This window comes from Ruegeria sp. F12, from assembly GCF_056533885.1.
Genome location: NZ_JBQFOV010000002.1, coordinates 231,928 through 252,421 on the forward strand (window position 1 = coordinate 231,928; position 20,494 = coordinate 252,421).

26 protein-coding genes are annotated in these 20,494 nt (G+C 59.2%); 9 read left to right on the forward strand and 17 right to left on the reverse strand.

The genetic code is table 11. The features are described from left to right. The first annotated feature begins 118 nt into the window (after positions 1-118). A complete protein-coding gene (locus tag ACR0CA_RS03805; protein WP_480859792.1) occupies positions 119-475 on the forward strand; it encodes a hypothetical protein in 357 nt (118 codons plus the stop codon). Between the two features lie 8 nt (positions 476-483). On the opposite strand, the gene ACR0CA_RS03810 is transcribed toward ACR0CA_RS03805, so the two are convergent. From ACR0CA_RS03810 to ACR0CA_RS03825, 4 genes are all read right to left on the reverse strand, one after another. After that, positions 484-939: a DUF1178 family protein gene (locus ACR0CA_RS03810; protein ID WP_480897483.1), complete on the reverse strand. Its 456-nt coding sequence runs from the start codon at positions 937-939 to the stop codon at positions 484-486. Positions 940-1,008: 69 nt separating this feature from the next. Then, positions 1,009-1,488 (reverse strand): NUDIX hydrolase, encoded by a 480-nt coding sequence (locus ACR0CA_RS03815; RefSeq protein WP_480897484.1) that lies wholly within the window; start codon positions 1,486-1,488, stop codon positions 1,009-1,011. Between the two features lie 86 nt (positions 1,489-1,574). Then, the gene (locus ACR0CA_RS03820) at positions 1,575-2,318 is read right to left on the reverse strand and encodes an EcsC family protein (RefSeq protein WP_480897485.1); all 744 of its coding nucleotides are present in this window, start codon (positions 2,316-2,318) and stop codon (positions 1,575-1,577) included. A gap of 53 nt (positions 2,319-2,371) precedes the next feature. After that, positions 2,372-2,866, reverse strand: coding sequence for a GNAT family N-acetyltransferase (locus ACR0CA_RS03825; protein ID WP_480897486.1), 495 nt, complete (start codon positions 2,864-2,866; stop codon positions 2,372-2,374). Between the two features lie 72 nt (positions 2,867-2,938). On the opposite strand from ACR0CA_RS03825, the gene ACR0CA_RS03830 reads away from it, so the two are divergent. Then, positions 2,939-3,544 carry a flavin reductase family protein gene (locus ACR0CA_RS03830; protein WP_480897487.1) on the forward strand — a complete coding sequence of 202 codons (606 nt, stop codon included), beginning with the start codon at positions 2,939-2,941 and terminating at the stop codon, positions 3,542-3,544. Positions 3,545-3,677: 133 nt separating this feature from the next. On the opposite strand, the gene ACR0CA_RS03835 is transcribed toward ACR0CA_RS03830, so the two are convergent. Then, positions 3,678-5,312 (reverse strand): SulP family inorganic anion transporter, encoded by a 1,635-nt coding sequence (locus tag ACR0CA_RS03835; protein WP_480897488.1) that lies wholly within the window; start codon positions 5,310-5,312, stop codon positions 3,678-3,680. A 163-nt stretch (positions 5,313-5,475) separates the two neighbouring features. On the opposite strand from ACR0CA_RS03835, the gene ACR0CA_RS03840 reads away from it, so the two are divergent. Beyond that, positions 5,476-6,033, forward strand: coding sequence for a hypothetical protein (locus ACR0CA_RS03840; protein ID WP_480897489.1), 558 nt, complete (start codon positions 5,476-5,478; stop codon positions 6,031-6,033). A gap of 76 nt (positions 6,034-6,109) precedes the next feature. After that, positions 6,110-6,982, forward strand: coding sequence for an S-methyl-5'-thioadenosine phosphorylase (locus ACR0CA_RS03845; RefSeq protein ID WP_480897490.1), 873 nt, complete (start codon positions 6,110-6,112; stop codon positions 6,980-6,982). Positions 6,983-6,985: 3 nt separating this feature from the next. Here ACR0CA_RS03845 and ACR0CA_RS03850 read toward each other — a convergent pair whose 3' ends face one another. Beyond that, positions 6,986-7,843, reverse strand: coding sequence for an alpha/beta hydrolase (locus tag ACR0CA_RS03850; protein ID WP_480897491.1), 858 nt, complete (start codon positions 7,841-7,843; stop codon positions 6,986-6,988). 240 nt (positions 7,844-8,083) lie between these two features. On the opposite strand from ACR0CA_RS03850, the gene ACR0CA_RS03855 reads away from it, so the two are divergent. Continuing rightward, positions 8,084-9,100, forward strand: coding sequence for a DUF418 domain-containing protein (locus ACR0CA_RS03855; RefSeq protein ID WP_480897492.1), 1,017 nt, complete (start codon positions 8,084-8,086; stop codon positions 9,098-9,100). A gap of 52 nt (positions 9,101-9,152) precedes the next feature. Then, on the forward strand, positions 9,153-9,782 hold the full coding sequence (locus ACR0CA_RS03860) for a LysE family translocator (RefSeq protein WP_170770006.1): 630 nt from the start codon (positions 9,153-9,155) through the stop codon (positions 9,780-9,782). Here ACR0CA_RS03860 and ACR0CA_RS03865 read toward each other — a convergent pair. Continuing rightward, a complete protein-coding gene (locus ACR0CA_RS03865) occupies positions 9,779-9,952 on the reverse strand; it encodes a hypothetical protein (protein WP_170354960.1) in 174 nt (57 codons plus the stop codon). The genes ACR0CA_RS03860 and ACR0CA_RS03865 overlap by 4 nt on opposite strands. A 106-nt stretch (positions 9,953-10,058) precedes the next feature. On the opposite strand from ACR0CA_RS03865, the gene ACR0CA_RS03870 reads away from it, so the two are divergent. The 3 genes from ACR0CA_RS03870 to ACR0CA_RS03880 all read left to right on the forward strand — a co-directional run bounded on the left by ACR0CA_RS03870 (position 10,059) and on the right by ACR0CA_RS03880 (position 11,463). Then, the gene (locus ACR0CA_RS03870) at positions 10,059-10,193 is read left to right on the forward strand and encodes a hypothetical protein (RefSeq protein ID WP_480897493.1); all 135 of its coding nucleotides are present in this window, start codon (positions 10,059-10,061) and stop codon (positions 10,191-10,193) included. Between the two features lie 80 nt (positions 10,194-10,273). Further along, on the forward strand, positions 10,274-10,813 hold the full coding sequence (locus tag ACR0CA_RS03875; protein WP_170770004.1) for an adenine phosphoribosyltransferase: 540 nt from the start codon (positions 10,274-10,276) through the stop codon (positions 10,811-10,813). A 170-nt stretch (positions 10,814-10,983) separates the two neighbouring features. Then, on the forward strand, positions 10,984-11,463 hold the full coding sequence (locus ACR0CA_RS03880; RefSeq protein WP_170782854.1) for a fasciclin domain-containing protein: 480 nt from the start codon (positions 10,984-10,986) through the stop codon (positions 11,461-11,463). Positions 11,464-11,497: 34 nt separating this feature from the next. Here the strand turns inward: ACR0CA_RS03880 and ACR0CA_RS03885 are convergent, their stop codons facing one another. The 10 genes from ACR0CA_RS03885 to cyoE all read right to left on the reverse strand — a co-directional run bounded on the left by ACR0CA_RS03885 (position 11,498) and on the right by cyoE (position 20,461). Further along, complete coding sequence (locus tag ACR0CA_RS03885; RefSeq protein ID WP_480897494.1) at positions 11,498-12,913, reverse strand: FAD-binding oxidoreductase; 1,416 nt, start codon at positions 12,911-12,913, stop codon at positions 11,498-11,500. 38 nt (positions 12,914-12,951) lie between these two features. Then, positions 12,952-13,770 (reverse strand): MBL fold metallo-hydrolase, encoded by an 819-nt coding sequence (locus tag ACR0CA_RS03890; RefSeq protein ID WP_170790402.1) that lies wholly within the window; start codon positions 13,768-13,770, stop codon positions 12,952-12,954. 102 nt (positions 13,771-13,872) lie between these two features. After that, positions 13,873-14,457, reverse strand: coding sequence for a GNAT family N-acetyltransferase (locus ACR0CA_RS03895; RefSeq protein ID WP_170770610.1), 585 nt, complete (start codon positions 14,455-14,457; stop codon positions 13,873-13,875). Continuing rightward, complete coding sequence (locus tag ACR0CA_RS03900; RefSeq protein ID WP_480877776.1) at positions 14,457-15,719, reverse strand: M16 family metallopeptidase; 1,263 nt, start codon at positions 15,717-15,719, stop codon at positions 14,457-14,459. Before ACR0CA_RS03900 ends, ACR0CA_RS03895 begins: the two co-directional genes overlap by 1 nt. Then, a complete protein-coding gene (thrC, locus tag ACR0CA_RS03905; protein ID WP_480897495.1) occupies positions 15,716-17,104 on the reverse strand; it encodes a threonine synthase in 1,389 nt (462 codons plus the stop codon). The genes ACR0CA_RS03900 and thrC overlap by 4 nt, the downstream gene beginning before the upstream one ends. Then, positions 17,101-17,778: an SURF1 family protein gene (locus ACR0CA_RS03910; protein WP_480897496.1), complete on the reverse strand. Its 678-nt coding sequence runs from the start codon at positions 17,776-17,778 to the stop codon at positions 17,101-17,103. Before ACR0CA_RS03910 ends, thrC begins: the two co-directional genes overlap by 4 nt. Before the next feature lie 155 nt (positions 17,779-17,933). Further along, positions 17,934-18,749 carry a cytochrome c oxidase subunit 3 gene (locus tag ACR0CA_RS03915; RefSeq protein WP_170769997.1) on the reverse strand — a complete coding sequence of 272 codons (816 nt, stop codon included), beginning with the start codon at positions 18,747-18,749 and terminating at the stop codon, positions 17,934-17,936. 22 nt (positions 18,750-18,771) lie between these two features. Then, a complete protein-coding gene (locus tag ACR0CA_RS03920; protein ID WP_480897497.1) occupies positions 18,772-19,347 on the reverse strand; it encodes a cytochrome c oxidase assembly protein in 576 nt (191 codons plus the stop codon). After that, the gene (locus ACR0CA_RS03925; protein WP_170782863.1) at positions 19,347-19,508 is read right to left on the reverse strand and encodes a hypothetical protein; all 162 of its coding nucleotides are present in this window, start codon (positions 19,506-19,508) and stop codon (positions 19,347-19,349) included. The genes ACR0CA_RS03920 and ACR0CA_RS03925 overlap by 1 nt, the downstream gene beginning before the upstream one ends. After that, complete coding sequence (gene cyoE, locus ACR0CA_RS03930; protein WP_480897498.1) at positions 19,505-20,461, reverse strand: heme o synthase; 957 nt, start codon at positions 20,459-20,461, stop codon at positions 19,505-19,507. The genes ACR0CA_RS03925 and cyoE overlap by 4 nt, the downstream gene beginning before the upstream one ends. Positions 20,462-20,494: the final 33 nt, after the last annotated feature.

Below are 20,494 nucleotides of genomic sequence, written 5' to 3' on the forward strand. Positions count from 1 at the left end.
GTCAGGGGGACCGCAAGGGCAAGTGTTCAAAACCTTTTCCACTGCGGTCTAACGGGTGCTTTACATCCCCCCACCACGGTGTCAGCTTGGCCCCGTTCCATTTGTGAAGAGGTTCCCCATGCCCCGCCTAGCCCTTGCTTTTGTCTTGTTGTCCACACCCGCTTTGGCTCAGCAAGCCTCGCTTGCCGCAACAGATGGGCAGAACGCGCTTGGAACCGTACCCTGTGCCACCAATGCGGGCGAACCGCTGCGCAGCTGCAACGCCGAGCTGCGCCATCGCGACGATGGACGGATAACTCTGGCAGTTGGCATGGGCAATGGCGAGGTACGCAACATCTATTTCGCCGACGGCATCCCAGAATCCACCGATTCCGCCGCGCGCCTCAGCTATGAGACGCAGGGAAACGTCATGGTGATCTTCGTTGACCCCGGCGAGGTATACGAAATCCCCACGGCGGCTCTGGCCCCTCGGTAAACTTAGAATCAGTTGCTTTTGCGGCTGGGGATAAAGGGTAAGGGCGCGACAGGAACGCCGTCCTCAATCAGGGCCTTGGCCTCTTCGGGTTTGGCTTCACCATAGATAGCCCGTCCTGGGGCATCACCCAAATGCATCTTGCGTGCCTCGGACGCGAAATCCTTACCCACGTAGTCCGAGTTTTCCTCGACCTTGCGCCGCAACTCGGACAGCGCCTTCTCAAGCTCGGCGGGCGGAACCGACATCTCGACCGGGTTTTCTTCCTTGGCAGGTGTTTCGCTGCGCGCCTCGACCTTTCTGGCTGGGCGTACACGCGGGGTCATGATCGCCTTTTCAACGCAAGCGTCGCCACAGATGGCACAGACCACCATGCCTGCCCCGGCAAGCTTGTCGTAAGCGGCGGCCGATTGGAACCAACTGTCAAACGCGTGGCCCTGGCTGCATTTCAAGGCGTATTGAATCATGATCCGTCCAGATTGCGATTGCCGAATAGATACTGACCATCAAAACAATGACAAGCCCCAGTCTGCAGATCAATGCGACTGCGTTGGCACCTGCCGTAACATTTGGGCGAGTTCAGGCTGATCCACCTGCGCTGCCGCTTCCTGCACCGAAAACCATGCGCGCTCACGATCATCGCATTCGGGATAGCGCTCCGATAAAGACATTACCATCAGCGGGAACACTTCCACCAGGCAAAGGACCGCCTCTTTTTTGCGCCGTTGTTTTATGTGCGCGTACCGCCCGATTATCTCAGCCGAACAGACCCCACGCACGCCCGCTTCTTCCCAGGCTTCCTGCCGCGCTGCCTCGGACGAGGACATCCCCTTGATCAATCCGCCCTTGGGAATGATCCAGCGGCCCGACCTACGAGTTGTGATCAGCAAAACTTCGGGGGCGCCAGCACGCAAACGGTAACACAAAGCGGCGGATTGTTGTCGAACCGGAATCCTGTCTGCTTCCGGCAGTTGATACCGCCATAGCCTGCTCATGCCTTGCGCCCCTTTCAACACCTGCGACGCCCAAAGCTTTGGTTTTTTGTACTTATTTAGAGGGTCGTCGCAGAACTCCTACCATACTTGGCGAACTCCACCAAGCGTCACGTGCGTGCGGCCAGTTTTCGCACAAGATCGTCATGCGGGATATCGGCATCACTGGCCAATCGGCGCAAACCGAAATGCACGCGGGCGATACGCTGGTAATAGCGTGTGTAGACATAGTTCGTCCCACCACCAGCAAGCGCCCCCAAAACAGGTACGGATTGCGCGGCGAGTTTTTGCCCCAGCACCACCGCCAGTTTCGGCGCGACGGTGGCGATCAGCTTTTGAAGGGCCGGTCCGGTCAACGTCATCCGAGCTGAAAAAAACCCGAAATCCGCACCATCGTCGAAGGACAGCGGACCCGCCGCGGACAGAACCTGCACACAATCGAATTTCACACCGTCTTCCGATGGGTCAAACCCTTCTCGTGCGGCAGCACCCTGTATGGCGCGCAACAGCATCGTGGTCGTTGCGGGCAATTCCACCAAAGAGGTCGACACTCCGCCCACACCGCCTGCTGCGCCCATGGCCGTGGTCACAGCCGTATTCACCCAAGGTCGTTGATCCGGCACCGCCCTGCGCGACCCTTCGGCGGCATGCATGGCCACCCAAAGCGCCTGCTCGGTTGCTCCGGTCAACGCCTCTCGCAGTGACGGGGGCAGTTGATCCAGCAGGGTTTCCGCAGATCCGCCCAGACTGTTGAGCAACCGAACACCCGGCCCACCCGCCGAGCGGTAGTACCCGGCCAGCCGGTCCAACTCTGCCTCGGCATCCAGTTTTTCGACAAGAACAACGTTCTGCATGCGTGCCCTCCTGTCCTAAAAAGATCGGCACTATGCCCCGTTTTTTCAATAGTTCATCGGTCCCAACGCGTTACAGGACCAGTGACACCCGTCCACGCGCCCAAGGTTAGCTCAGCCCCCAGAACCCGTTCAGGATTGGTGGGCGGCGGCATCTCAACTCCGGTCAGGCGGGCGAAGCCGAAACGACTGTAATAAGGCGCATCGCCCACCAGCATCACCCGCTCCCATCCTCTGGTAAGACCTGCCTGCAAGCCCTCGTGTATGAGGAAACCGCCCAAGCCCTCCCCCTGATGGGTGGGGTGCACGGCCACCGGCCCCAGCAACAACGCATCGAAGGTCCCCACATGAACGGGCCAGAACCGGATCGCCCCCGCCAAAATGCCCTCACCATCTCGGGCCACTAGAGACAAGCCCTCAACCGGCGGAACATCATCGCGCAACCGGTACGAGGACAGCGCCTCGCGCCCAGGCGCAAAGCACAGGTCGTACAAAGCCTCGACCTCCCACCAATCGTCCGGGTCCTCCGGCTTGATCGTGAATTGCTGCACCCCTGCCCTCTTTTCCTTGCTGGAATTCGCCCTAGCACTTCGTTACGCCTTGGGCAAACGCTTGGAGTTCATATGTTCTATCGCCCCGAAGACGGCCACGGCCTGCCGCATAACCCTTTCAACGCCATCATAACCCCGCGCCCGATTGGCTGGATCTCTTCCCGCGACGGCGATGGGATCAACAATCTGGCACCGTACTCCTTCTTCAACGGGGTCGCGTATACACCGCCACAGGTGATGTTTGCCACGACCGGGACGAAACCCGACCAAGACGGCGGCAAAGACAGTCTCGCCAATATCGAAGCAACAGGCGTTTTCTGCGTCAACGTTGTCGCCCATGCGCATCGTGATGCGATGAACGCCAGCTCTGCCGGGTTACCAAAACATGTGGATGAATTCGGCCACGCAGGTTTGACTGCAGTGGAGTGCGAGACGATCCCATGTGCTAGGGTTCAGGACGCGCCCGCCGCCCTGGAATGCAAGCTGACCCAGATCGTCACACTGCCCGGCGCGGCGAACCGCGTTGTTTTCGGCGAAGTCACCGGTGTCCACCTGCGCGATGACTGTTTGAAGGATGGCAAGTTCGACGTCACGGCGTTTCAGCCGATGGCGCGGCTCGGATACCGCGACTATTCGGTGGTTACTGAACTATTCTCACTCAACCGCCCGGATGACTGAGCGTATAGGGGGCGCTGCCCCCGCCGCCTATTCGGCGACTCCCCCGGGATATTTATAGCCAGATGAAGCAGGGGATCCTCCGTTCATCTGGCCCCAAATATCCCGGAGCGCGAGGCGGAGCCTCGCTAAATCCTCAGTGACCGCCCAGAATGCCGGTGCGAACTGAATAATCGACCGCGATTTCATAATCAGGGTCATCGTCGCTATCGACCATAAGGTGACCGGCTTTGTTCAGCAGCTTGTGGCAATCTCGACTCAGGTGGCGCAGCATCACGCGTTTACCGGCCGCTTCGTATTTGCCAGCGATGTTTTCGATCGCCTGTAGGGCAGATTGATCGACCACACGGCTTTCGGCGAAATCCACTATGACGGTCTCGGGATCATTCGGGACATCGAAAAGTTCGACAAATCCGTCAGAAGAACCAAAGAACAGAGGGCCTTGGATTTCGTAGACTTTCGCACCTTTCTCTGTTTCAGAATCCCGCGTAATCGCATGGATGCGCTTGGCGTTGTTCCAGGCATAGGCCAGAGCCGAGACGATGACGCCGACGACAACTGCAACCGCAAGGTCCTCCATCACCGTAACAACCGTCACCAGCACGATGACGAACGCATCCATCAGGGGCACTTTGCGCATGATGTTGAACGAGTTCCAAGCGAAGGTACCGATGACCACCATGAACATCACGCCGACCAATGCGGCCAGCGGAATCTGCTCGATCAGCGGGGACGCGAAAAGGATGAAAATCAACAAAAACAAGGCTGCCGCGATGCCAGCGATTCGAGTTCGACCACCGGATTTCACGTTGATCATCGACTGGCCGATCATCGCGCAGCCGCCCATGCCACCGAAGAACCCGGTAGCGACGTTGGACACGCCTTGCGCGATGCATTCCTGTGACGCTCCGCCCCGTTTGCCCGTGATTTCACCCACAAGATTCAGGGTCAGCAGCGATTCAATCAGGCCGATGGCGGCCAGAATGACGGCGTAGGGCAGGATGATTTCAATGGTTTCCCAGGTCAGCGGCACCATCGGAATGTGGAAAGGCGGCAGGCCGCCTTCGATCGAGGCCAGATCGCCTACGCGCGGTACATCCAGGCCAAAGCCGATCACCAGCGCGGCAACAACGACAATCCCGGCCAGAGGGGCCGGAACAACACGCGTGATGCGCGGCATGACCCAAATCACCGCCATGGTCAGCGCGACCAGGCCCAACATGGTGTAAAGCTGCAGACCCGAAAGCCACTCACCTCCGCCCATGCCGTGGCCGGTGTTCTCCATTGTGCCCGGAACCTTGAACTGCCCAAGCTGCGCCAGAAAGATCACGATCGCCAGCCCGTTTACAAAGCCCAACATCACCGGATGCGGCACCAAGCGGATAAACCGGCCCCAATGCATGGCCCCGGCAATCACTTGCAGGATGCCCATCAGAACCACGGTCGCAAACAGGTATTCCACGCCATGCTCCGCCACCAGCGCCGCCATCACAACCGCCAAGGCCCCGGTCGCGCCCGAGATCATACCCGGGCGCCCGCCGATCAGCGCCGTGATCAGGCCGACCATGAAGGCAGCATAGAGGCCAACCAACGGATGCACGCCCGCGACGAAGGCGAATGCCACCGCTTCGGGCACCAGCGCAAGGGCCACGGTCAGGCCAGACAGTAGCTCGATCCGCAAACGGGACGGTGTCAGCCCTTCATCCGGCACCCAACGCAGGTCGGGTTTGGCAATACGGTTGGCAAAGCTTGCCAGCATGGCTCGGGGCATGGAATGTCCTGTCGGTTGATCTGCGCGCGAAAGGGGCCTTCTACCTGTCATCCGCTCTCTGAGCCACCGCATCAAGCGGGAGGCTGCTATGCACGGGGCGCATAGCCGGTATCTCACAAAGTCGTGAGTTGAACCTGCCACACCGGGGGCACACCTTTGCGCCATGCGATGGCTGATCTTGTTTCTTCTGACCCCTCTTGCTGCCTTGGCGCAGGATTTGCAGGGCAATGACACTGCCAGTAACTGGCGTGTGACCCATTATGAAACCTACGGGGTCTGGAATTCCATCTGCGATGAGCGCGAGGAATACGGGGCGCTCAAGCAACGCTGTTACATTCGCCGGGCCGAGGTGTTTTCGCCGCGCCCGAAATTTGGAGCACAGTTCATCTTTATCACCCCTGCCCCGGATGGCGTGGAGATCGAGTTCGGTATCGAGCCCGGCACGTTGTTCCGGCCATCCGGTTTTCGGATCGATGGAAAGGACGGAGCGGTTTGGCGCACGCGCAGACCTGGATGTCTGACCGGGTTGAGCTGCACGTTTGACGGCGTCGGTGCGGATGAGATCGTTGAAGCCATGCTGAAGGGCGAGGCCTATCGGTTCGAATTCCGCGACAGGCATGGGCAGGCACAGGACCTAACATGGCCATTGCAGGAATTCAGCGCCGCTTGGGCGGATTTCCAACAACAGGCGCAGGCGCGCAGTCTGTTGACGTCACAATAAGCCGCATTGCCCCTTGTCAGCCGTCGTCGCTCGGCGCACAAATCCTTCAACTCGCACAACAACTCGGAGAAAGCACGTGACCCAGACCAAGATAGCCGTCATCGGCGGATCAGGCATCTACGACATTGACGGGTTGGAAAATGCAGAATGGATCACTGTCGAGACGCCCTGGGGAGACCCTTCAGACCAGATCCTGACCGGGTCATTGGACGGTGTTGCAATGGCGTTCCTGCCCCGCCATGGGCGCGGCCACGTGCACTCTCCGACCGAGGTACCCTATCGCGCCAATATCGACGCGTTGAAACGGCTGGGTGTCACCGATGTGATCTCGGTCTCTGCCTGCGGGTCGTTTCGCGATCATATGGCACCGGGGGACTTCGTGATCGTAGATCAGTTCATCGACCGGACCTTTGCGCGCGAGAAAAGCTTTTTCGGTACCGGCTGCGTGGCGCATGTCAGCGTAGCCCATCCCACCTGCCCGCGCCTGTCGGATGCGTGTGAAACCGCAGGCAAGGCCGCCGGGATCAACATCCACCGGGGCGGCACCTATCTGGCGATGGAAGGCCCGCAATTCTCATCTCTGGCGGAATCCAAGATGTACCGCGAACACTGGGGCTGTGACGTGATCGGCATGACCAACATGCCCGAGGCGAAACTCGCCCGCGAGGCCGAGCTGTGCTACGCCTCAATCGCGATGGTCACGGATTACGACAGTTGGCACCCTGACCACGGCGAGGTTGACGTGACCGCCATCATCGCCACCCTGACCGGCAACGCGGAAAAAGGCAGGGCCCTGGTCAAAGGGTTGCCCGCGCTTTTGGGAACAGACCACGCCCTCTGCCCGCATGGATGTGACCGAGCGCTGGAATACGCCATTCTGACCGCACCGGAAAAACGTGACCCGGCCCTGCTGGCCAAGTTGGATGCGGTGGCCGGGCGGATTCTGTGACCGCTAGTTGATCAGCGCCTGTTGTACTTGATCCCATAGGCCGTGGGACCAGAGGTCGTCATGCGTACCGTCGGGAATGATGAAAAGCTGCGCGTTGTCTCCGGCCATTTCGGCCAGAGCTTGCCCGTGATGGACCGGGATGGTCGTGTCCGCCGTGCCGTGGAAGATCAGCGTTGGCACGGTGATTTGATCAATCAGGTCGCGGGTTGCGAATTGGTCTTTCATAAGGGCTGAGACCGGCAGGAACGGATAGCGTTCAGCGGCGACATCGACCGTTGCGGTGAACGGTGCCTCCAACACCAAGAGGCGTGCATCAGGGCGCTGCGCGGCCACGGCGGCGGCAACGCCGGTTCCAAGGCTTTGCCCATGCAGAACGACCGTGTGACCTTCGGCAGCAAGGCGGTCATACATCTGGATCCCATCGCCGATCAGCGCTGGTTCAGAGGGCGTGCCCTCACTACCCGGAAAGCCGCGATAGCTGGGGGCGAACAGGCCTAAACCACTGTTGAGGATTTCACGCATCCGATCCGCGCGATCCCCCAGACTGCCGGATTGACCATGGAAAAACAGCACTGTAGGCGCGCCTTCGGTGGCCGGAGGAGCCGTCCACACAGCCAGCTGGGTACCATCGGCCATGGGCAGTGCAAGCACCTCTACATCCGCCAGACCGACCGTTGCCGGCGCAGGTAGCATCTCACCCGGTTTGAACAACAGCGATTGTTGGTTGGCGTACATATACCCAAGGATCGCGGCATAGACAGCAGCACAGATCGCAACCAACAGGATCAGCGCCCTTTTGAGCCGCGCGCTTGTGAGTACATGCCCCGTGTTGTGCGGATGATCCGTTTGCACCTGTGCCATAGGCCTCCTCCCGATTGAAATCTGCCTGTTCATAGACTGGGAACCCTGCCCTGTGTTTCAAGGCGCGACCGCGCGGTTTAATGCAATCTTCAGACTGTTGCGGAAATACACCCTGTGCGCGGGTTGGATAGGGTCAAGGTTGAAAACAGGCGCAGCCGCTCGCGATTTGTTTACAGAGTGCAGCCGCACTTGCGCCACAAAGACCCAGCAGAACCGCAGGCGGCAAATATGAGGACAAGCATGAAACGGTTAGAGGCACTGGACGCAGCCCGGTTTTTGGCGTTCTGCGGTATGGTGTTGGTGAATTTCCGGATCGCGGCGCAGGTTGCGCCAGATGGCGGCTGGGCGACGGCTCTGGTCGATGCGCTGGAGGGGCGTGCAGCGGCCTTGTTCGTGATCCTGGCTGGGATCGGCATCAGCCTGTCACACATCGCGGCCCCTCTGCTGCTGCGGCGTGCTTTGTTCCTTTTTGGATTGGGGCTGATCAACATGAACGTGTTTGACGCCGACATCCTGCATTTCTACGCATTGTATTTTGTGGTCGGCGCAGCGTTTTTGACCGCCTCGGCGCGGAGCCTTTGGTTGGGTGCTCTGGGTATCGTCGGGTTGGCTGTACTGGCCAATCTGACCTTCGACTACAGCAATGGATGGAACTGGGCGACCCTGACGTATAACGACCTCTGGACCTTACCCGGTTTTCTGCGCAACGCGGTCTTCAACGGCTGGCATCCGGTTTTGCCATGGGCTGCGTTCCTGCTGATTGGCATGGCAATTGGGCGGTCAGAACTCCACACGATCTGTATCCAACACCGCCTGATCATGTGGGGGTTCGGCGCAGCCGTGCTTGCAATGTTTCCTTCGATACTGGTCAAGGACCCTGACCTGGTCGCTTACCTGGGCACCGAATCCATTCCGCCCGGACCATTCTATATCCTCGCCGGAACCGGATCGGCCTGCGTGGTGATCGGGCTGCTGCTAAAACTGTGGCCAAAGCTCAAACGCTTGGGCGTCGCATCAGCTTTGACAGCGCCGGGGCGGATCAGCCTGACACTGTATGTCGCGCATATCCTGATCGGTATGGGCGCGCTAGAGGAAGCAGATCTGCTGGACGGCTCTCTCTCCCCCGCTCAGATTGTCTTCTATGCGCTGGGCTTTTGCATACTGTCTTCACTGGCGGGCCAGCTTTGGTCGCGTTGGTTCACGCGTGGACCGCTTGAGGGCCTGATGCGTCGCATGACTCAGCCACGTGCGGCTTGACCTTCTCGGTATCGCAGGGCTTTCTGGCGGTACTATTCTGACAGGAGCCCCCATGTCCCTTGATCTCTGGCTGGCCTTTGTGGCTGCCTCGACTGCACTGTTGCTGATCCCCGGACCGACCGTCCTGCTGGTGCTAAGTTATGCTCTGTCCAAAGGGCGCAGTGTTGCCGTGGCCTCGGCCACTGGCGTTGCCGTCGGGGATCTGATCGCCATGACCGCGTCTTTGCTAGGCTTAGGCGCACTGGTGCTGGCCTCGGCCACCTTGTTTTCGGTCCTGAAATGGGTGGGGGCAGCCTATCTGATCTGGCTTGGCATCAAATTGCTGCGCAGCGCCCCATCCGGTGGGTTGAGCACCGTCGAGACCAGCCGGGACGTCACTGCCCGCAGCGTGTTCGGTCACGCAGCAGCCGTGACGGCGCTAAACCCGAAATCCATTGCCTTTTTCATTGCTTTCGTGCCGCAATTCCTGCGCCCCTCGGACCCTCTGGGCCCGCAATTCATCATCCTGATCGCCACATTCGTCGGACTCGCTTGGCTGAACGCGCTAGCCTATGCGCTGCTGGCAGATCGGCTGCGGGTGATGATCGGACGAGCGGGCGTGATCACTGCCATGACCCGGTTCGGAGGGCTGGCCCTGATCGGAATGGGTGTCGCGACTGCGGTTTTGCGCCGTCCAGCCTAGTCTTCGGCGTTTTCCTTCATGAAGCCGCGTATGAACCGCCGAATTTCGCGGGCGGCCGAAGTGTCCAACTCTTTGCACAGTTCGACAAAAGCGTCCCGCTCATCCTTGTCCAGACGCAGGACCAACTGACTGTTTTTCTTGGTAGAACCCTTACCGTCTTTCTTGGCCACGCTTTATATCCCTGACAAAGTCTTGATTCTTTCCGAGATGCATTGTATATACATCGCATAGAAATTGTAGTTATCGAGCACCTAACAATAAATAAGGAATATGGCAATGAACCTTCATGCTGCTCAGGCATTTCTTTTGCAAGACCAGCGCAACTGGCGCAAACCTCACCTGGCTTGGCTGCCCTCGGCGCTGTATCGCTACAAAAGCTTTCCGACCATTCTTGCGGAACGTCATAAATAAACACTCGCAATCAATCCTTGCATGACCGACCCCAATGGGCCAAACAGCCCAGCGTGTTTTGACGCCAAAGGGGTCCTTCCATGTCCAGAAACAAAACGGTCAAGGATTACATCCGAACCATCGTCGATTTCCCCCATGAAGGGATCATGTTCCGGGACGTGACAACGCTGTTCGCCGACCCGCGCGGGTTTCGCATGGCGATTGATCAGATGCTGCACCCTTATGCTGGCGAGCGGATTGACAAGGTTGTGGGACTTGAGGCCCGCGGCTTCATTCTGGGCGGCGCGATTGCCCACCAACTGAGTGTCGGGTTCGTCCCGATCCGCAAAAAGGGCAAGCTACCCGGCACGACGATCAGCCAAGACTACAAGCTGGAATATGGTGAGGCTATCGTTGAGATCCACGACGACGCGATCCAGCCCGGCGAAAAAATCCTGGTGGTCGATGATCTGCTGGCCACCGGGGGCACAGCTGCCGCCGGGATCAAACTGATCGAGAGATTGGGCGGTGAGATCATCTCTTGCGCGTTCATCATCGACCTACCCGACCTTGGCGGTCGCAAATTGCTGGAGGAGATGGACATGGATGTGCATGTCCTGTGCGAATTCGAAGGTCTCTGACTGCAAACTGATCACAAAGCTGTGAGTTGAAAATTCGTTCTACGCTGGCTTAGCGCAGAGTTTGGCGGCTTCAAGTTAAAGTCATCAACATATTCAGTGATCCTGTTTTGAATAGCGCGCGTACCCCTGTTGATGCCACCAAGGGCATCCCAACAAGGGAACCTTTTATCATGTTTCGCAAATTCGCAATTGCCGGCGTGTCCGGCGCCCTGATCGCCACCGCTGCTTTCGCCGGAGCCAAGAAAGACATCGTGGATACCGCTGTCGGCGCGGGCAGCTTTGAAACTCTGGTCGCTGCTGTTCAGGCCGCCGAGTTGGTGGATACTTTGAAAGGTGAAGGTCCATTTACGGTCTTCGCCCCGACTGACGAAGCCTTCGCAGCCCTGCCTGAGGGGACCGTTGAGACTCTGCTCAAGCCCGAAAATAAAGATCAACTGGTCGCTGTTCTGACCTATCACGTGGTACCGGGCAAAGTGATGTCGGGTGATCTGTCCGACGATATGAAGGCTGCGACCGTGCAAGGCGGCGACGTGACAATCGATCTGGACAACGGCGTGATGGTAAATGACGCCTCAGTCGTTCAGGCCGATATCGAAACGACGAATGGCGTGATCCACGTTATCGACAAAGTGATCCTGCCATCCTCGTAAAACGGCGCGCGGCTCGGGGATACCCGGGCCGCACTTATACCGACAAAACAGCCCCGGGGTTCATGATCCCCTTGGGATCGAGCGCAGACTTGATCGCCCGCATTGCAGCCAGCTTGGCCGGATCGGCATAGCGTTCCAGATCATCTGTCTTCAGCCGTCCAATCCCATGCTCTGCGCTAACCGATCCACCGAACTTGTGCACAAGATCGTGGATGGCACGCTTGATCGGGGCCCGCTGCACATCGAAATCAGATCGACTACGCCCTGCCGGGGGAAACACGTTGTAGTGAAGATTGCCGTCCCCCAGATGACCGAAACTGTTGATGCGAAACGGCCCCAACATGGCAACAACCTCTGCCCCCTGTCGGATAAACGCGGGGATTTCCGAGATCGGCACGGAGATATCATGGCTCGAAACTGAGCCGATCAGCCGGTTCGCCTCGGGGATTCGCTCGCGCACAGCCCAAAGATCAGCCCGCTGCGCTTCGCTTTGCGCGATCACGGCATCCCGGACCAAACCCCTTGCCTCAGCCGCTGAATAGAGCGTCTCAAGTGCCTCTTGAGGCGCGGTATCGCCGAACAATCCAATCTCGATCAATACGGACCATTCCGGCGGGGATGCAAACGGCTGACGTATATCCGGCAGCACCTCGGACAGAAAGTGCAGCCCCTGCCTGTGGATCAGCTCGAACGTGCTGACACCGTCCCCCAACTGATCCCGCGCAAGGGCCAACAAATCAATGGCAGCTTCGGGCGACGGGACCTGCACTATCGCCGTTCCAACCCCAGCAGGACACGGCGACAGCTTAAGCGACGCCGCGGTGATGATCCCCAACGTTCCTTCAGACCCGATCAGCAAATTGCGCAGGTCATAACCGGTATTGTCCTTCCGCAACCGGCTAAGCCCATGCCAGATCTCCCCATTGGGCAGAACCGCCTCAAGCCCCAGGCACAGATCGCGTGCATTGCCATAGCGCAGGACGTTGACCCCACCCGCATTGGTCGCAAGGTTGCCGCCAATCCGGCACGACCCTTCCGCAGCCAGAGACAGAGGAAACAAGCGGTTTGCTTGCCGGGCAGCTGCTTGAATATCAGCCAGAACGGCCCCGGCCTCGGCAATCAGAATATTCTCGGTCGGATAAACCGCCCGGATAGCTGTCATCCGCTCCAACGAGATCAACAACGGCGCAGGCCCATCAGGCATCACCTGCCCACCGACCAGGCCGGTTCCGCCCCCATAAGGCACAACCGGTACCGACGCCGCGGACGCCAACCGTATCAACGCCGCGACGTCTTCCGTTTGTCGCGGGGCCGCGACAAGACCGACCTGTCCTGAAAATCTGCGGCGCGGCTCCTCTGCATATCGCAGCTCGGGAACACGTAAAACGTCATCGCCCAGAGAGTCGCGGATGGATTGAGCAAAGGTTTGGTTAGCAGGATTCAGTCTCATAGGCATTCCTTGACCAACTCCGCCGGACCCGGCAAGCCCTATTCAAGCTCGATCAGATATTGAGGCTCCAGCACCACCACCGTCGGCCGATCCGGCAATGTGCGCAGCGACACAGTCAATTCCGAGATACCATCCCGCTCAACCGGGAACTCATCCCGGATATCGACCAGAAACCGGTCCAGCGAAAAGCCCGAAAACCAATGCATCGGAATAATGACCGAGCTTTTCAACCGCTTCAGCACCTCAATCATCTCGGGCAGAGGCATGGTCGTGCCCCCATCTACCGCGGCCATGACCACGTCCAGCCGCCCCAAGGCTGCGAATTGTTCGTCCGACGGGACATGATGCAAATGCCCCAGATGGCCAATGCACAGCCCCTCGATTTCGAAAACAAAGATAGAGTTTCCGCGCTCCTCAACCCCGCCATAGACCGAACGAATGTCGGTCGAGACATTGCGCACCAGCATCTCACCCAAATCCAGATGATGCTCGATCCCCTGCCCGAACTCCCCCCAACCGGGCAAGACATGCGGAATCGCCGGGTCGGGATGCGCCGTCCAATGGGTGCTATGAGCATGGTTCATCGTGACCACATCCGGGATCAGATCGGCACTGCCAATAAACCCTGTGAAATCCGTCACCGCATTCAACCCGCCCCGCGTCTGAATCAGAAACGAGGCATGGGCGACATAGCTGATCCGCACCGAAAACTCCGGCACCGGGTCCGTCCAGGCGGCTTTGTGAACATACTCAATTCCAGGTGCGGCATCCGCAATGGCAATACAATGGCTTGGCCGCCGCTCCTGCGCCGCAGCCCCACCCGAAATCACCAACAATATCGCAACCACCCAGCGCATAACCCGATACTAGCGCAGATGCGCCGCAAGTCATGCCCCTTGTTCTTCTGTTCAAAAATACCTCGGGGGAGGCGCGGCTTGCCGCGACGGGGGCAGAGCCCCCTAGCCCGCGTCGGTCCTGCCGCGACGGTCCGACCGCAGGCACGCATACAGAACATGCGTCCGCCAACGTCCATTGATCTGCAAATAGGATTGCGCCACGCCCTCATATTTGAAGGCTGACCGCTCCAGCAACCCGCGCGAGGGCTTGTTTTCGGGCAAACACGCCGCCTCGATCCGGCTCAGATCCAAGCGCGTAAAGGCATGATGCACCACTGCCCCGATCGCCTCGCGCATATAGCCGTTCCGCGCATAGGCCTGCCCGGTCCAATACCCCAGCGTTCCCGCCTGCGCAGGACCCCGCCGAATATTATCCAGCGTGATCGCGCCGACCAGCCGGTCATCCTCGCGCCGGAACAGAAACAGCGGTATCGCCGTCCCGCTCGCAACCGAGCGCTGCGCCCAATAAACCCGGTTGGTAAAAGACTTGCGGCTTAGGTGGTCCTTGGCCCAGATCGGCTCCCACGGAGTGAGAAACTCTTTTGAGGCCCGCCGCAGCGCCGCCCAGTCGTTGAAATCGGAATGCACCGGCGGGCGCAGGCTGAGGCGCGCTGTCTCAAGTTTCAGCTTGCGTCGGCCCAGAAGCATCACGCCGCGCGCCTCTCCTGCAATTCCGCCAATGTGGGCGCGCCCGAGACCGGACCATACAGCGCCAGCGCCGCCGGGGCCTGTATCGCCATGGTTTCGGCAAAGGCACGCACGTCCTCGGGGCTGACCGCATCAATCTTGGCCACGGTATCTTCAAGCGAGGGCACCCGGCCCCAAATCTGCACCAGCCGCGCCAGACGTTCGGCCCGGTTCGATGGGCTCTCCAACCCCATCAGCATCCCGGCTTTCATCTGGGCACGGGCGCGGGCGACTTCTTCCGGGCTCATATCCTCGGCAGCGCGCTTCATCTCGTCAATGGTGATCGTCGCCAGCTCGCCCACCTGATCGGCCGAGGTTCCTGCGTAGATCGTCGTCGTGCCGGTATCCGCATAGGCCCCGGTCTGAGCGAAGATTGTATAGCAAAGCCCGCGGCTTTCGCGCACCTCTTGGAACAGGCGCGAGGACATGCCGCCGCCCAAAGCCGTGGAATAAATCTGCGCCGTATAGATCGCATCATCACGATAGCCCGGGCTTTCGATTGCCAGCGCGAAATGCGCTTGCTCCAAATTCTTTTCCTGCCGCGCTTCGCCGCCGGTGAACTTCGCGGCCTCGGCAATCAACCCTTTGCGCGGTTGCAGATGACCAAACATCTCTTCGGCCATTTTCATCAGCGCATCATGATCCACAGCACCCGCCGCCGACAGGATCATCTGCTCGGGGCCGTAATGTTCAGACACGAAACCCGACAGGTCTTCGCGCGAAAACGCGCTGACCCGCTCGGTCGGCCCCAGAATGGTGCGGCCCAGGGGCTGATCGTGATAGCTCTGTTCTTGCAGCCAATCGAAAATCACGTCGTCGGGCGTGTCATAAGCCTGACCGATCTCTTGCAGGATCACGCCGCGCTCGACCTCGATCTCGCGCGGGTCGAAGATGGGGTTCAGAACGATGTCGCCGATCACGTCCATCGCCAGCGCTACGTCATCTTGCAGAACACGCGCATAATAGGCCGTCACCTCGCGCGAGGTGTAGGCGTTGATATAGCCGCCCACATCCTCGATCGCCTCGGCGATTTGCAAAGCCGAACGTCGCTCGGTTCCCTTGAACGCCATATGCTCAAGGAAATGCGCAATGCCGTTCTGTTCGATCCGCTCGTTCCGCGCACCCGCGGTCACCCAGATGCCGATGGCCGCAGATTGCAGCCCCGGCATGTTCTCACTGACGATCCGAAATCCGTTCTTCAGCTGGTCTTGTCTGACAGTCACTCGGCGATATGCCCTTTGATATGATCCTCGAGGGCACCCAGATCATTGGCAATCCGTGTCACCCGTTCCGGACGTTCATACAGATCAGACATGCGGGATGGAAGAGGCGGATGTTCCCCGCTTGCCTTCTCGACCGCTGCCGGGAATTTCGCCGGGTGGGCGGTGGCCAGAGTGATCATCGGAACCGCCACTGCGCGTTGTTCTTCGGCGACCTTAATTCCAACGGCAGTGTGCGGGCAGACCAGTTCGGCACTGTGGGCCAGCGTGTGTTTGATTGTCGTCAGCGTTTCATCCTCGGACACACGTCCCGAGTCGAAGCTTTCGCGCAGGGCCTCCATCGCGCCCTGACTGACGTTGAAACCCCCGCGTTTCAACTCATCCATCAACTGCGCCACGGCGCTGCCATCCTCGCCATATGCATAGTAAAGCGCCCGTTCAAAGTTCGAGCTGACCTGAATGTCCATCGACGGGCTGATCGACGGGATAGTGTCGCCCTTGAAATACCCCTCGCCCGACAGGCAGCGGTGAAGAATGTCGTTCTGGTTGGTCGCCACAACCAGACGATCAATGGGCAGCCCCATGCGTTTGGCCAGATAGCCCGCGAAGATATCGCCAAAATTGCCGGTGGGCACGGTAAAGCTGACCTTGCGATGCGGTGCCCCCACACTGACAGCCGCCGAGAAGTAATACACGATCTGCGCCAGCACCCGCGCAAAGTTGATCGAGTTCACCCCGGCCAGCTTCACCCCGTCGCGGAAATCGAAATCGTTGAACATATCTTTCAGCGCGGCCTGACAATCGTCAAAATCGCCATCCACGGCCAGCGCATGCACGTTGCTGTCGGCGGGCGTCGTCATCTGACGGCGCTGCACCTCAGAGACACGACCATGGGGGAACAGAATGAACACATCCACCGCGTCCAGCCCCCGGAACGCCTCAATCGCGGCCGAGCCTGTATCGCCACTGGTCGCCCCCACGATGGTCACACGATCATTGCGCCGCTTCAGCGCAACCTGGAACAGCTGGCCGATCAGCTGCATGGCAAAGTCCTTGAAGGCCAGCGTAGGGCCATGGAACAGTTCCAGCAGGAAGTGGTTCTCGTTCAGCTGCTTCAAGGGCGCGCGGGCGTCATGGCCGAAGCCTTCGTAAGCACGGGTAATGATGTCCCTGAACTCCTGCTCGGTGAACGAGCCGCTGACATAGGGCCACATCACACGGAACGCGATCTCTTCATAGGGCAGACCGGCCAGAGCGGCGATCTCATTATGGCTCATCACCGGAATCTCAGCGGGCAGGTACAAGCCGCCATCGCGGGCAAGGCCGGTCAGCATCGCCTCTTCAAAGGTCAGTTCCGGCGCTTGGCCACGGGTCGAGATATATTTCATTGCTCTTCACTCTGTGCAGGGGCGCGGTTGCGCCACAGGAAATAACCGGTCATTGCGGCCCAGACCAGAGCCAGACCAAACCATGTGATTGCATATTGTAGGTGATCGTTTGGAATTCCCGCTGTATCGACCGGCAGAGGCGTGATGCCGGGGTCGGTTTCCGACCGCGCGATCAGCAGGATCGGTTCGGCTCCAAGCGCGGCGGCCAGATTGGGCACATCGCGGGCAAACCAGATGTTGTCGTCAATATCGGGTTCGGGTGTGTAGCTGTCGATCTCATCCGGCCAATGCAGGTTGCCGGTTACGGTCATTGGCCCGGTCAGTCGCTCGACCAGTTTCGCCGTGGTGGGCACAAAGCCGCGATCCACCAAAACAGTCCGATCCTCGGTGCTGAACGACTGGATGATCCGATAGCCCGCCCCGACCTGCTTGACCGAGACCAGAACGTGGATCTCCCCCGGCTCCATATCGCCCGAGATTGTCACCGGCAGGTATTTGTCGGTGTCTTCGGAAACGCTCGGCGGCAGGTCCACAGGATCTGCTGCTATGCGCGAGTCGATCTCGGCCAGAACGCCTTCTTTCCAGGCCAAACGCTGCACCTGCCAGACGCCCAGCGACAGCAGCACGCCCAGACCGGCAAGCCCGAAGATCAGCAGGAACAAAATGCGGCGCATAGTCAGGTGAAACCTTGTTACAGAAACCGGCGTCTTGTTAAGGGCAGCGTAATCCCGATTGCAACCACGCAATTGTATGGGGCGCAATCTTGCGCCCCCGATCGAGAAAAAGCCGCCCCTCGGGGCGGCTTTTGCAATTTACCTATCTGAGCGGATCAGAACAGCGGAGCCTGACCCCAGATATAGACGGCAAAGAAAAGGAACAGCCAGACGACGTCCACAAAGTGCCAGTACCAAGCGGCGGCCTCAAATCCCACGTGTTTTTCAGGTGTGAAATCGCCCTTCAGTGCTCGGATCAGGCAGACACTCAAGAAGATCGTCCCGATGATCACATGCGCGCCGTGGAAACCGGTTGCCATGAAGAAGTTCGAATAGAACTGGTCGCCACCGAATTCCCAGCCTTCATGCGCCAGCAGCTCATAATACTCGAACGCCTGCAAGCCGGTGAACGCAATACCCAGCACAATACCAATAGCCAGACCCTGCACCAACGCCTTGCGGTCGTTGTTGTGAACCAGAGCGTGGTGCGCCCATGTGATCGCACAGCCCGACAGCAACAGGACCAAGGTATTGATCAGCGGCAAGTGGAACGGGTCAACCGCATGGATATCGGGCTGGATGTACTCGGTTCCGGCATAGTCGTACATCGGATACATGCGATGTTTGAAGAACGACCAGAACCAGGCAAAAAAGAACATCACTTCGGACATCACGAACAGGATGAAGCCATAGCGCAGGCCGATGCGCACCACCGGCGTGTGGTCGCCCGCGCGGCTTTCGGCCACCACTTCGGACCACCAGGCGAACATGGTGTATAGAACGGCAACCAGACCCATCCAGAACATGAACGACGTGACGCCGTGCATCCACAGGACGGCTCCGAACAGCATCACAAAGCCGCCAACGGCGCCGATCAGCGGCCAGATCGACGGGGCCAGAATGTGATAATCGTGGTTTTTAGCGTGTGCCATCAGCGTCCCTCACCTAAAGGCATTAGTTCGTGTTTGTATCAGCCTGCGCATCAAGGGCGGCATAGCCCTCGGGCAGGTCAATTTCGTAGAATGTATACGACAGCGTGATCGTATGCACATATTTCGCTTCCAGATCCTCGACCATCTCAGGATCGACGAAAAAGCTTACCGGCATCTGAACCCGCTCGCCGGGCTGCAGGACCTGTTCTTCAAAGCAGAAACAGGCGATTTTCTGGAAATAGCCGCCGGCCGAATAGGGAGCGACATTGTAGGATGCCTGCCCCGCAATTGGTCGGTCCGTCGGGTTATAAGCCTCGTAAAAGGCCAACCCGTTCTCACCGATGCGTACTTCCATCTCACGTTCGACCGGTTTGAACTCCCACGCCATGTCCTTGGCCTTTGACGCGTCGAAGCGGACGGTGATGGTGCGGTCGAGAATATCCTCGGGCGCGGCTTCAGCCACACCTGTGGTGCCGCCAAACCCGGTGACGCGGCAGAACCAGTCATAAAACGGCACCGCAGCCCAGGCGAGGCTGCCCATCAGCACCACGACGCCCACAGTTTGAACAACCGTCTTTTGAGGACCAGACAGCGCCATCAGTTCTGTACCTCTTGCGTCGCCATGTTGAAATCGGTGCCCGAGACTTTGACGATCGTCAGACCGAAAATGATCACGATGAACGCCGCCAGCGTCAGGCCTACGCCCAGATTGCGACTAAAACGACGTTCGTGCAGTTCGTGGCTTTTGCGCAGGCTCATGACCAGCCTCCCAGCCCATAGGGTTTCAGCAACGCTTCGACCAGAATCGCGCCGAAGTGCAGGAAAAGGTACAGCAGGGACAGTTTGAAGAACGACCGCTCGACCTTGAAATTATCTGCTTCCGAGTCGTCCTCGGTCCGGCGCGCAATTGCCCATGCACCGCGCAGGAACAAGGCGTTCATCACTATAGCGACGGTCAGATAGACCGGACCACCAATGCCCGAGAATGCCGTTCCAACAGCCAGCAGCGCCAGAAGGCCCGTGTAAACCAGGATATGCCTGCGCGTCGCGCAGCGGCCATGAGTAACGGTCAGCATCGGCACGCCTGCGTCGTCATAGTCCGAGCGCATGAACAGCGCCAACGCCCAGAAATGCGGCGGGGTCCACATGAAGGTCAGGGTGAACATCAGCCAAGGCTCAATCGACATCGTGCCCGTGGCCGCGACCCACCCGATTACCGGCGGGAAGGCCCCTGCCGCGCCACCGATCACAATGTTCTGAGGCGTCGAGCGTTTCAGCCACATCGTGTAGACGACGACGTAGAAGAAGATGGTGAACGCCAGAAACGCACCAGCAAACCAGTTGGTCGCCAGCCCCAGCATGATCACCGACAGGCCCGACAGCGCCAATCCCAACGACAGCGCTTCGCCTTCCTGCACTTTACCCGCCGGAATCGGTCGACCCTTGGTGCGTTTCATCACCCGATCAATATCCGCATCCCACCACATGTTCAGCGCGCCAGACGCGCCGCCGCCGATGGCGATGAAAAGAATGGCACAGAACCCGACAAAAGGATGCACGGGCACCGGTGCTGCCAGCAGACCCACCAAGGCCGTGAACACGACCAGTGTCATCACGCGCGGCTTCAGCAGGGCGAAATAATCGCCAAAGCTGGCCTCATCCGCGTGCGCCGAGGCGGTCACTTGGCTGGCATTGATGCTTGCGTCGCTCATGTCCGGTCCTTTGGGGGCAAAAGCTGCGCGATC

What these genes read in the sequence shown, in the direction of transcription:
- ACR0CA_RS03810 (WP_480897483.1), bottom strand. Translation starts at nt 939, where the DNA reads ATGATTCAATACGCCTTGAAATGCAGCCAGGGCCACGCGTTTGACAGT.
- ACR0CA_RS03910 (WP_480897496.1), bottom strand. Translation starts at nt 17,778, where the DNA reads ATGCGCCGCATTTTGTTCCTGCTGATCTTCGGGCTTGCCGGTCTGGGC.
- ACR0CA_RS03920 (WP_480897497.1), bottom strand. Translation starts at nt 19,347, where the DNA reads ATGGCGCTGTCTGGTCCTCAAAAGACGGTTGTTCAAACTGTGGGCGTC.
- ACR0CA_RS03805 (WP_480859792.1), top strand. Translation starts at nt 119, where the DNA reads ATGCCCCGCCTAGCCCTTGCTTTTGTCTTGTTGTCCACACCCGCTTTG.
- ACR0CA_RS03860 (WP_170770006.1), top strand. Translation starts at nt 9,153, where the DNA reads ATGTCCCTTGATCTCTGGCTGGCCTTTGTGGCTGCCTCGACTGCACTG.
- ACR0CA_RS03870 (WP_480897493.1), top strand. Translation starts at nt 10,059, where the DNA reads ATGAACCTTCATGCTGCTCAGGCATTTCTTTTGCAAGACCAGCGCAAC.
- ACR0CA_RS03855 (WP_480897492.1), top strand. Translation starts at nt 8,084, where the DNA reads ATGAAACGGTTAGAGGCACTGGACGCAGCCCGGTTTTTGGCGTTCTGC.
- ACR0CA_RS03890 (WP_170790402.1), bottom strand. Translation starts at nt 13,770, where the DNA reads ATGCGCTGGGTGGTTGCGATATTGTTGGTGATTTCGGGTGGGGCTGCG.
- ACR0CA_RS03830 (WP_480897487.1), top strand. Translation starts at nt 2,939, where the DNA reads ATGTTCTATCGCCCCGAAGACGGCCACGGCCTGCCGCATAACCCTTTC.
- ACR0CA_RS03820 (WP_480897485.1), bottom strand. Translation starts at nt 2,318, where the DNA reads ATGCAGAACGTTGTTCTTGTCGAAAAACTGGATGCCGAGGCAGAGTTG.
- thrC (WP_480897495.1), bottom strand. Translation starts at nt 17,104, where the DNA reads ATGAAATATATCTCGACCCGTGGCCAAGCGCCGGAACTGACCTTTGAA.
- ACR0CA_RS03850 (WP_480897491.1), bottom strand. Translation starts at nt 7,843, where the DNA reads ATGGCACAGGTGCAAACGGATCATCCGCACAACACGGGGCATGTACTC.
- ACR0CA_RS03840 (WP_480897489.1), top strand. Translation starts at nt 5,476, where the DNA reads ATGCGATGGCTGATCTTGTTTCTTCTGACCCCTCTTGCTGCCTTGGCG.
- ACR0CA_RS03880 (WP_170782854.1), top strand. Translation starts at nt 10,984, where the DNA reads ATGTTTCGCAAATTCGCAATTGCCGGCGTGTCCGGCGCCCTGATCGCC.
- ACR0CA_RS03895 (WP_170770610.1), bottom strand. Translation starts at nt 14,457, where the DNA reads ATGCTTCTGGGCCGACGCAAGCTGAAACTTGAGACAGCGCGCCTCAGC.
- ACR0CA_RS03925 (WP_170782863.1), bottom strand. Translation starts at nt 19,508, where the DNA reads ATGAGCCTGCGCAAAAGCCACGAACTGCACGAACGTCGTTTTAGTCGC.
- ACR0CA_RS03885 (WP_480897494.1), bottom strand. Translation starts at nt 12,913, where the DNA reads ATGAGACTGAATCCTGCTAACCAAACCTTTGCTCAATCCATCCGCGAC.
- ACR0CA_RS03915 (WP_170769997.1), bottom strand. Translation starts at nt 18,749, where the DNA reads ATGGCACACGCTAAAAACCACGATTATCACATTCTGGCCCCGTCGATC.
- ACR0CA_RS03835 (WP_480897488.1), bottom strand. Translation starts at nt 5,312, where the DNA reads ATGCCCCGAGCCATGCTGGCAAGCTTTGCCAACCGTATTGCCAAACCC.
- cyoE (WP_480897498.1), bottom strand. Translation starts at nt 20,461, where the DNA reads ATGAGCGACGCAAGCATCAATGCCAGCCAAGTGACCGCCTCGGCGCAC.
- ACR0CA_RS03875 (WP_170770004.1), top strand. Translation starts at nt 10,274, where the DNA reads ATGTCCAGAAACAAAACGGTCAAGGATTACATCCGAACCATCGTCGAT.